Below are 9,498 nucleotides of genomic sequence, written 5' to 3' on the forward strand. Positions count from 1 at the left end.
GGGGGGGGGCCCCCCCCCCCGGGCCGCCGGGGCCGGGCGTAAGGACGGACCACCCGCAGGAGTATCCCCCCGCCCTCGTCCGCCGCCCGCGCACCGCGGGCGGGCCGCTCGGCGACCGGCGGCAGGGTGCCCTTGAGCGGGCCCCACTCGTTCGGGTCCGGCACGCCGGCCGGCTGCATCTTGCGCCGGGCGGGCCCGCCGCCGTGGTCCGACTCGCCCGGCTCCTTGGCGCCCGGCCAGTCCTTGGCGACCCGGGCCGCGAGCACGAACTCCTTGCGCAGCGGGTGCCCCTCGAAGCCGTCCGGCAGCAGCAGGGTGGCCAGGTGGGGGTGCCCGGGGAAGTCGATGCCGAACATCTCGTGCGTCTCGCGCTCGTGCCAGGCGGCACCGGCGTAGACGGCGACGGCGGTCGGCAGCGCCGCCCCGTCGCGCGGCACCCTGGTGCGCAGCGCGAGGTGCCGGACGCCCGGCGCCTCGACGGCGGCGAGGTGCGCGACCACGGAGAAGCCCTCGGCGAGCTCGTCGACGGCGCTCAGCCAGTCGAAGAAGCCCAGGCCCAGGACGTCCCGGGCGTTGGTGAGCGCCTCGATCCAGTTCTCGGCCGGGACGTCGACGGTGATCAGCCCGTACGCCTCGGCGCCGGTCGCCCACTCCCCGACCGACGCCGCGCACTGCTCGGCCGTGGTCACGAGACCCCTCCCTCGTTCGAAGCCCCGGTCTCGGAACCGGCCGGCGACCCGGTCGGCGACCCGGACTGGGGCCCGGCCTTGGCCCCGGACTGGGGCCCCGCCACCAGCGGTCGGCGCAGCGCCGCCGCGGGCGCGGTGTAGCGGCCGGGCAGGGACTCCTCGGCGATCTTCTCCTGCAGCTTGAGGATGCCCTGGAGCAGCGCCTCGGGCCGGGGCGGGCAGCCGGGCACGTAGACGTCGACCGGGATGATCTGGTCCACGCCCTTGGTGACCGAGTACGAGTCCCAGTAGGGCCCGCCGGAGTTCGAGCAGGCGCCGAAGGAGATGACGTACTTCGGCTCGGGCATCTGCTCGTAGAGGCGCTTGACGGCCGGCGCCATCTTGTCGGTGACCGTCCCGGAGACGATCATCAGGTCCGCCTGACGGGGACCCGGCGCGAACGGGATGACGCCCATCCGGATGAAGTCGTGCTTGGCCATGGACGCGGCGATGAACTCGATCGCGCAGCAGGCCAGGCCGAAGTTGAAGCACCAGAGGCTGTAGCGGCGGCCCCAGTTGAGCACCACCTTGACCGGGTCCGGTGCGAGCCGGGCCAGCGGCCCGATGCTGCGGCGCTCGACGGCGCCGGGGTGCGCGGGGTCCGGCAGGCCGAGCGGGACGGGACCGCCCTGCGTGCCGTGCGGGTGGGAGTGGGTCACGTCCATTCCAGAACGCCCTTCTTCCAGGCGTAGAGCAGCCCGACCGCGAGGAAGCCGATGAAGAGGAACATCTCGACCAGCGTTCCGGCGCCGTACCCGGCGGTGGCGAAGACGGTCGCCCACGGGAACAGGTAGATCGCGTCGACCGCGAAGATCACGTACAGGAAGGCGTACACGTAGTACCGGACCTGGGTGTGCGCCCAGTCCTCCCCCACCGGGTCCACGCCGCACTCGTACGCGAGGAGTTTCTCGGGTGAGTGGACCACCGGCCGCAGCAGGCGGTTGGCGGTGAACGCCACGGTCACGAAGAGCACCCCGACGACGGCCAGCAGGCCCATCGCGGCGTACGCGTCGAAGTAGCCGCTGCCGGCCGCCGGGTCGGCCGCGACGGCAGCCGCGTGCTGCCCCTCCATGCCTTCGCCTCCACCTCGGCCGTGAATCCGCCCCTCAAGGCAGTTCTACGACGTTTCCTCGCACAGTCATAACCACGGCCACAACCATGGCCAATGCGTGAGTCTAAGGGGACGGCTCCGCTCCCCCCGAACCCTGCCCACTCCACAAGACGGCCCGTGGACACCCCGGTGAACACCCGGCGGTCGGGACAGGGGGTGGGGATAACCCCCGGCCGGGAAGATGTATCACCCCCATGGCACCCGCCGCCCCCCGTTCGGGAAGCTTGGTCCAGCCGCACGATCAAGAGGGACGGTAGATCCGGATGAAGCCGCTGCACCGCCGCGCCGTGGACGCCACCGAGGAGCAGGACGCCCGGACGGAGCGCCCACCCCTGTACGGCGCCCGGATGTGGCGCCAGGCCGGGCACCTGCTGCTGAACCTGCCGCTCGGCATCGCCGGCTTCGTCCTCGCGATCGTCTCGCTCTCGGTCGGCCTGGGGCTGTCCGTGACCGTGGTCGGCCTGCCGCTGCTGGCCGCCGGACTGGCCGCCCAGCGGTTCCTCGGCGCCCAGGGCCGCCGCCGGGCGCGGTCGGCCCACGGCTCACGGATCGAGGAGCCGGAGCCGGTGCGCCCGCGCCGCCCGGGCACGGTCGGCTTCACCATCGCGCACCTCACCGACCTGCTGAACTGGCGCACGGCGCTCTACAACGTGCTGATGCTGCCCTGGGGCATCCTCAGCTTCACCCTGACCCTGGTCTCGGTCCTGGTGCTGTGGCCGCTGCTGCCGTGGGTGATCCGCGGCATGGCCGCGGTCGACCGGATCCTGGTCGAGACGCTGCTCTTCCCGGGCGCCCTCGCCGAGCGGGTGCGCGAGCTGGAGGACGACCGCGGCACCGTGGTCGACACCGCCGCCGCGGACCTGCGCCGGATCGAGCGGGACCTGCACGACGGCGCCCAGGCCCGGCTGGTCGCGCTGGCGATGGACCTCGGCATGGCGAAGGAGCGGCTGCGCGAGGTGGAGAGCGAGGCGGACATGGCGGCCGCCGCGAAGATGGTCGACAACGCGCACGGCGAGGTGAAGCTGGCCCTGCAGGAGCTGCGCGACCTCGCCCGCGGCATCCACCCGGCGGTGCTCACCGACCGCGGTCTGGACGCGGCGCTGTCCGCGGTCGCGGCCCGCTGCACCGTCCCCGGCGGCGTCAAGGTGAACGTCGACCTGTCCGGCCGGGACGGCGAGCCCGAGCGCCCGGACTCGGCGGTCGAGGGCATCGCCTACTTCACCGTCAGCGAGTTGCTGACCAACGTCTCCAAGCACGCCGGCGCCCGCACCGCCGCGGTCGACGTCTGGCGCTCGGACGACCAGCTGATGGTGCTGGTCCAGGACGACGGCAAGGGCGGTGCGGCGCCCTACCCGGGCAGCGGCCTGGCCGGGCTGGCGGAGCGGATCCGCGCGGTGGACGGGGTCTTCCTGGTGGACAGCCCGGAGGGCGGCCCGACCACCGTCACCGTCGAGCTGCCCTGGCGCACCCGCGCGGCCCGCCGCTGACCGCCGGGCGCACACGAAGGCGCCGGGCCCCCGTCGAGGCAGTGACGGGGGCCCGGCGCCGGGGCGGTACGGCGGCCGGTCCGCGGAACCCTTGCACGGAGTGCGGCCGGTGGCGCCGTACCGGGGCCGGGGGGCGGGCTGTAGGGGGACCTAGGGGGACTGCAGGGTGCCGAGGGTGACGTCGGCGGTCTGGGTGTTGCCGTCCCGGGTGTACGTGACGGTGGTCGTGCTGCCGGGGGCGAGCGAGGCGAGTGCGGTGGTGAGCGCGTTCAGCGAGTCGACCGGGGTGTCGCCGATCTTGGTGATGACGTCGCCGGGCTGCAGCCCCGCCGCGGCGGCCGCACTGCCCGGGCTGACCGCCACGATCACCGCGCCGGCCGGCTGGAACTGCTGGTCGAAGCTGGTCCGCGCGGTGATGCCGAGGGCGGCCCGGCCGGAGTTGGTGACCTTGCCCTGCTTGATCAGCTGGTCGGCGATGCTGATGACGGTGGACGACGGGATGGCGAAGCCGATGCCGGGGGCGGCCGCGCCGTTGGTCTGGGGCTCGGTGGCGGCGAGCGTGTTGATGCCGATCACCTGGCTGTCCAGGTTGGCCAGCGCGCCGCCGCTGTTGCCCGGGTTGATCGCGGCCGAGGTCTGCACCATGTTGGCGATGGTGGCGCCCGGTGAGCCGCCGACCTGGGGCTCGGAGACGGTCCGCCCGGTGGCCGAGACGATGCCCTGGGTGACGCTGCCGGCGAGCCCGAGCGGGCTGCCCATGGCGAGGGTGATCTGGCCGAGCTGGACCTTTCCGGAGTCGCCGAAGGTCGCGGGCTTGACGGCGCTCGGCGGGCTGTTCAGCCGGATCACCGCGAGGTCGGAGTCGGGGTAGCTGCCGACCAGGCCGGCGTCGAGCGCCTTGGTGCTGTTGGCGAGGGTGACGGTGAACGTGGTCGCGGAGCCGACCACGTGGGCGTTGGTGACGATGTCGCCCTTGTCGTCGTAGACGATCCCGGAGCCGAGGCTGTCGCCGGTGACGATCTGCACCACCGAGGGCAGCACGTCGGCAATCACCTTCTGGTACGCGTCCTGGAGCTGGTTCCCGCTCTGCCCGGGGGTGGAGGAGGCCGCCGACTTGGTGGCGGAGGGGGAGGAGCCGGAGGCGTGTGGGGGCGTCGAGGAGGCGGAGGAGGACGAGCCGCTGCTGCACCCGGCCAGGGCCGGCACGGCGACCAGCGCGACCGGCAGGAGCAGCCGCGCGAGCACCGTCCCGGGCCCGGTCGGCCTGGGTCCGGTCGGCCGCGGGCGGGCGTGTTCCTTCTGACGGCTCACCTGGCTGCCTCCGATCCGTCACCGTGCCGCGAGGGCCCGGGCATGAGAGCACGCACATCTTTGTCAGCATTTCACCGTTTTGTCCGGTTCGCTGGCCGGACTCGCCCGCAGAGCCGACGCAGGCCGACACCTAGGATTCGCCGCATGACTTGGTTGATCACCGGCGGTGCCGGATACATCGGCGGGCACGTCGTCCGTCAGCTGCTCGACGCCGGTGAGCGCGTCGTCGTCCTGGACGACCTGAGCACCGGCGACGCGTCCCGCCTGCCGGACGGCGTCCCGCTGGTCGGGGGCTCGACCCTGGACCGCGCCGTCCTGGACGCCGCGATCCGCGAGCACGGCGTCGAGGGCGTCCTGCACTTCGCCGCCAAGAAGCAGGTCGGCGAGTCCGTCGAGCAGCCGTTCCTGTACTACCGCGAGAACATGATCGGCCTGCAGACCGTCCTGGAGGCCGCGGCCGAGGGCGGGGTCAAGCGCTTCCTGTTCTCCTCCTCCGCCGCCGTCTACGGCATGCCGGACGTCGACCTGGTCACCGAGTCCACCCCCTGCGCCCCGATGAGCCCGTACGGCGAGACCAAGCTGGCCGGCGAGTGGCTGGTCGCCGCGGCCGGGAAGGCCCACGGCATGTCCACCGTGGCCCTGCGCTACTTCAACGTGGCCGGCGCCGCCTCCCCCGAACTCTCCGACGCCGGGGTGTTCAACCTGATCCCGATGGTCTTCGAGCGGCTCACCGCCGGCCTGGCCCCGCGGGTCTTCGGCGGCGACTACCCGACGCCGGACGGCACCTGCGTGCGCGACTTCATCCACGTCTCCGACATCGCCTCGGCGCACGTGGCCGCCGCCGCGCGGCTGGCCGCCGACCCGGCCGGGGACACCTCGCTGGTGCTCAACATCGGCCGCGGCGAGGGCGTCAGCGTCCAGGAGATGCTGGCGGTGATCGGCGAGGTCACCGGCTACGACACCACCGCCGAGGTGACCCCGCGCCGCCCCGGCGACCCCGCCCGGGTGGTGGCCTCCGCCGACCTGATCCACCGCGAGCTGGGCTGGAGCGCGCGCCACGGCGTGGCGGAGATGGTCGCCTCCGCGTGGGAGGGCTGGTGCGCCCGCCACCCGGGCGCCCGCAGGGCCTGACGGCCCGGTGCGGCGGCGGGGCCTGCGCCCCGCCGCCGACGGGACTCACCGGGCGGGCACCGCGGTGCCGTAGAAGGCGTCCAGCGCGTACACGCAGCGGTCCTTGGAGCCGACGAAGACCCGCCCGCCGACCGCCACCGGCGAGCCGGTGAGCTCGCCCTTGGTGCCGAGCTCCCAGCGCAGCTGACCGCTCACCAGGTCCAGGGTGTGCAGCGAGTGGTCCCGGCTGCCCAGGTGCACCAGCCCGTCGGCCACCGCCGGCGAGCCGACGATCTCGCCGCGCGCCGTGTAGCGCCAGCGCTCCCGGCCGGTCGCCGCCTCGAAGGCGTACAGCACCTCGCCGCTGCCGACCAGCACCATGCCGTCCGCGACGACCACCGGCTCGGCGCCCTGGCGGCTGCCGGTGACCCCACGCCAGCGGTCCAGGCCGGTCGCGGCGTCCAGCGCGTAGACCGTTCCCAGGTAGTCGGCCACGTAGACCGCGTCGGCGTCGAGGGCGGGCGGGGTGAACAGCACCACCGGGGCCTCGAAGCGCCAGCGCTCGACCCCGCTGGCCGCGTCCAGCGCGTACACCCGGGTGCCGGCCGTGACGTACAGCACGCCGCCGCGCTCGACCGGGTGCGAGGGCACGTCCTCGCCGACCGGGAAGGACCAGCGCAGGCCCGCACCGCGCGGGTCGACGCAGCGCAGCCGCCCGGCGCCGTAGTAGTAGGCCGCGCCGCCCACCAGGACCGGACCGGACTGCGGGTTCTCGTAGTCCTGCTGGGCGTCGTCGGCGCGCCACAGCTCGGCGCCGTTGGCCGCCGAGCGCAGCTGGACGCCTCCTCCCCTGATGCCGGAGCAGAGCACGCCGTCGGCGGCGGAGAGCGAGTAGACCCAGCCGTCCAGCGTGGTGCGCCAGCGCTCGGTGCCGTCCGCGGCGTCCACGGTGTACAGGTGCGGGCCGTCGGCGGCGTGCACCCGGCCGGCGTCCACCGCGAGCGCCCAGGCGACGTCCCTGGTCTTGTAGCGGCGCTCGCCGGAGCCGATGTCCAGCGCGTGCACCTCGAAGCTGGAGATGAAGAGCGTGCCGTCGGCGACCACCGGGGTGCCCCAGACGTCGTTGGACATCCGGAACCGCCAGGGGCGCCAGCGGGCCGCCGGGGCCGGCTGCGGCGGCGGCGTGGGGGCCGTCCGGCGGACCCAGTCGGTCGTGGCCGGGGCGGTGCTCGGGCCGGGCTGCTCGTGCTCGGCCCGCGGCCCCGGGCCTATCCGCACCGAGGCGCCGGACAGCTGCACCTCGACGGCGCCGCCGCCGGTGGGCGCGCGGTGCTTGTTCGGGGAGGCGATCTTCGCGGTCGGGATCTCGGCCCCGGACGGCGGCGCGGTGTGCACCGGCCCGGCGGGCGGCTGGAGGTGCCGGCCGGCCGCGTCGGTGCGCGGGTCGGCGGGCCCGTGGGCCTGCGGGGGGACCTGCGGGTGCGGCGGGGCCGCGTACGGCGGCGGGGGCGGCTGCGGCGGGGCGGCCGGGCCCTGCGGCGGGCGCGCAGCCGCGGACCGGCGGCCGCGCTTGCGCTCGATCAGCTCCAGCGCGTTGGCCGGAAGCCAGTCCCCGGCCTCGCCGGAGGCGTCGTCCCGGGAGAAGAGGTGCGGGGCCAGCTCGGCCTGGATCTGCGCCGGGGTGGGCCGGTGCTCGGCCGCCTGCTGCATGCAGGCCCGGACCAGGTCCATCAGCTCGGGCGGCATGCCGGTCAGGTCCGGCTCCTCGCGCAGCAGCTGGAACACCGTCTCGACCGGGTTGGAGCCCCGGTAGGGCGGGTGTCCGGTGGCGCAGAAGACCATCAGGGAGCCGAGCGAGAAGACGTCGCTGGCGCCCCGGACGGTCCGGCTGTCCCGGGCCTGCTCGGGGGACATGTAGGCGGGGGTGCCGACCGCGACGTTGGTCATGGTGAGCCGGGTGTTGGAGACCCCCGCCGCGATGCCGAAGTCGATCACCTTCGGGCCGTCCTCGACCACCAGGACGTTGGAGGGCTTGAGGTCGCGGTGGATCAGCCCGGCCGCGTGGATCGACTGCAGGGCCTCCGCTATGCCGGCGACCAGCCAGCGGGTGGCGTCCACCGGCAGCGGGCCGCAGTCCTCGACCAGGTCCTCCAGCGAGGGCGCCGGGATGTACGCCGTCGCCAGCCAGGGCACCCGCGCGTCCGCGTCGGCGTCCACCACCGCCGCCGTGTAGAAGCCGCCGACCGTCTTGGCGGCCGCGATCTCCCGCGCGAAGCGGACCCGGAACAGCTCGTCCTCGGCCAGCTCCCCCCGGACGGTCTTGATGGCCACTCGTCGCCCGGACGCGGACCGCGCCAGGTAGACCAGGCCCATCCCGCCCGCGCCGAGCCGCCCCAGCACCTCGAAGGGCCCGATCCGCCTCGGATCGTGCGCCGTCAGCTGGTCCACTCCGCTGCCACCTCCCCGTTGTCCGCACCCGCCGCGTGGTGCCGGACCCGATTCTCCAATGCCGCCCGGCGCATCTCCAACCTCCCCCGCCCGGAGAGCACCGCGCGACCGTCCCGGGAGGGCCCCGGGAGCGCTCGCGGGTCAGCGGGAACGGAACGGCCGGATTCTGACGCCCGCTCCGGCCCCGGCTTGCACCCGCGGGCCGGACCGTCCACTTCGGGATGGTCCCGGACCCACCCCACCTCGTCACACTCCGTCACCCGACCACCCCTCAGCGAACTCGCCGTCACGCTGTGAGATCAAAAGCACACGGGGGGGCTTCAACAGGGGCCCGTGAATATCCGTCCGAAGCGGATGATGCCGCTATACCAACCCCCGTGCGGAGTAATAGTCGCATCACCGAATCGCGCCAAGATCGTGCCACGGTAAGCTGACGGCATGACAGGACAAGTTCGCACCGTCGACGGTCGCGTCGCCGGGCGACGCGGACAGGAGACGCGGCAGAAGCTGCTCGACTGCCTCCGCGAGATGCTCAGCACGTCGCCCTATCGGGACGTCAAGGTCATCGACGTCGCCCGTATGGCGGGTACCTCCCCCGCGACCTTCTACCAGTACTTCCCGGATGTCGAGGGCGCAGTCCTCGAAATCGCCGAGGAAATGGCCAAGGACGCCGACACCCTCAAAGAGCTGGTGGCCGGAAAGTCCTGGGCAGGGAAGTCCGGACCGACCACTTCGGAAGAACTGGTCGACGGATTCCTCGCCTTCTGGCGCAAGAACGACGCCATTCTCCGAGTGGTCACGCTCGGTGCCGCCGAAGGGGACAAGCGGTTCTTCAAGATCCGCATGACGGTCCTCAACGCGGTCGCCAAGCCACTCGCGGAAGCCGTCAAGGAACTCCAGGCGAAGGGTCAGGCCGACAAGTCGCTCGACCCGAACGCCGTGGCCGGGGCCCTGGTCTCGCTGCTCGCTTCGGCGGCCGAGCACCAGAAGGCCTTCACTTCCTGGGGCGTCAAGGTCAAGGACCTCAAGCCCAACCTCGCTCCCCTGGTGTACCTGGGCGTCACCGGCAAGAAGCCGCCCAAGTAGACCTACCACCCACCCCACCATCCGCTCCGCGCGCAGCCCCGGCCTCCTGTCCGGGGAACGACGGACGGCGGCCGTGTCCTCGGGGGAGGTCCGCCGACGTACCGCACGCGCGCCAGACATGCCGGGGGGGGGGGGGGCCCCCCCCCCCGCGAGCGCGCCCCCCCCCCCAACAGAAGAAAGGGGCGCGGCGGGCCCCCCCCCCCCCCCCCCCCGGCGC

At 73.8% G+C, this 9,498-nt stretch carries 8 protein-coding genes; 3 read left to right on the forward strand and 5 right to left on the reverse strand.

Going from position 1 to position 9,498, the window contains the following annotated elements; genetic code table 11:
* From ACFV0O_RS37045 to ACFV0O_RS37055, 3 genes are all read right to left on the reverse strand, one after another.
* Positions 1 to 689 (reverse strand): NADH-quinone oxidoreductase subunit C (locus tag ACFV0O_RS37045; protein WP_380348593.1); only part of this gene is annotated, 689 nt, incomplete at its 3' end.
* Positions 686 to 1,393, reverse strand: a complete 708-nt coding sequence (locus ACFV0O_RS37050; protein ID WP_380348595.1) for an NADH-quinone oxidoreductase subunit B — start codon at positions 1,391 to 1,393, stop codon at positions 686 to 688. The genes ACFV0O_RS37050 and ACFV0O_RS37045, both read right to left, overlap by 4 nt.
* Positions 1,384 to 1,800, reverse strand: a complete 417-nt coding sequence (locus ACFV0O_RS37055; RefSeq protein ID WP_360253053.1) for an NADH-quinone oxidoreductase subunit A — start codon at positions 1,798 to 1,800, stop codon at positions 1,384 to 1,386. Before ACFV0O_RS37055 ends, ACFV0O_RS37050 begins: the two co-directional genes overlap by 10 nt.
* 302 nt (positions 1,801 to 2,102) lie before the next feature.
* On the opposite strand from ACFV0O_RS37055, the gene ACFV0O_RS37060 reads away from it, so the two are divergent.
* Positions 2,103 to 3,326: a sensor histidine kinase gene (locus ACFV0O_RS37060; RefSeq protein ID WP_380348597.1), complete on the forward strand. Its 1,224-nt coding sequence runs from the start codon at positions 2,103 to 2,105 to the stop codon at positions 3,324 to 3,326.
* Between the two features lie 150 nt (positions 3,327 to 3,476).
* Here ACFV0O_RS37060 and ACFV0O_RS37065 read toward each other — a convergent pair whose 3' ends face one another.
* The gene (locus tag ACFV0O_RS37065) at positions 3,477 to 4,571 is read right to left on the reverse strand and encodes a S1C family serine protease (protein ID WP_380348639.1); all 1,095 of its coding nucleotides are present in this window, start codon (positions 4,569 to 4,571) and stop codon (positions 3,477 to 3,479) included.
* A 210-nt stretch (positions 4,572 to 4,781) separates the two neighbouring features.
* Between ACFV0O_RS37065 and galE the strand changes: the two genes are divergently transcribed.
* Positions 4,782 to 5,768, forward strand: coding sequence for a UDP-glucose 4-epimerase GalE (gene galE / locus ACFV0O_RS37070; protein WP_360253050.1), 987 nt, complete (start codon positions 4,782 to 4,784; stop codon positions 5,766 to 5,768).
* Positions 5,769 to 5,813: 45 nt separating this feature from the next.
* Here the strand turns inward: galE and ACFV0O_RS37075 are convergent, their stop codons facing one another.
* Positions 5,814 to 8,195 (reverse strand): PQQ-binding-like beta-propeller repeat protein, encoded by a 2,382-nt coding sequence (locus ACFV0O_RS37075; RefSeq protein ID WP_380348599.1) that lies wholly within the window; start codon positions 8,193 to 8,195, stop codon positions 5,814 to 5,816.
* Positions 8,196 to 8,633: 438 nt separating this feature from the next.
* Between ACFV0O_RS37075 and ACFV0O_RS37080 the strand changes: the two genes are divergently transcribed.
* Positions 8,634 to 9,281: a TetR family transcriptional regulator gene (locus ACFV0O_RS37080; protein ID WP_030055725.1), complete on the forward strand. Its 648-nt coding sequence runs from the start codon at positions 8,634 to 8,636 to the stop codon at positions 9,279 to 9,281.
* Positions 9,282 to 9,498: the final 217 nt, after the last annotated feature.

It is taken from the genome of Kitasatospora sp. NPDC059577 (assembly GCF_042735475.1).
GTDB lineage: Bacteria > Actinomycetota > Actinomycetes > Streptomycetales > Streptomycetaceae > Kitasatospora.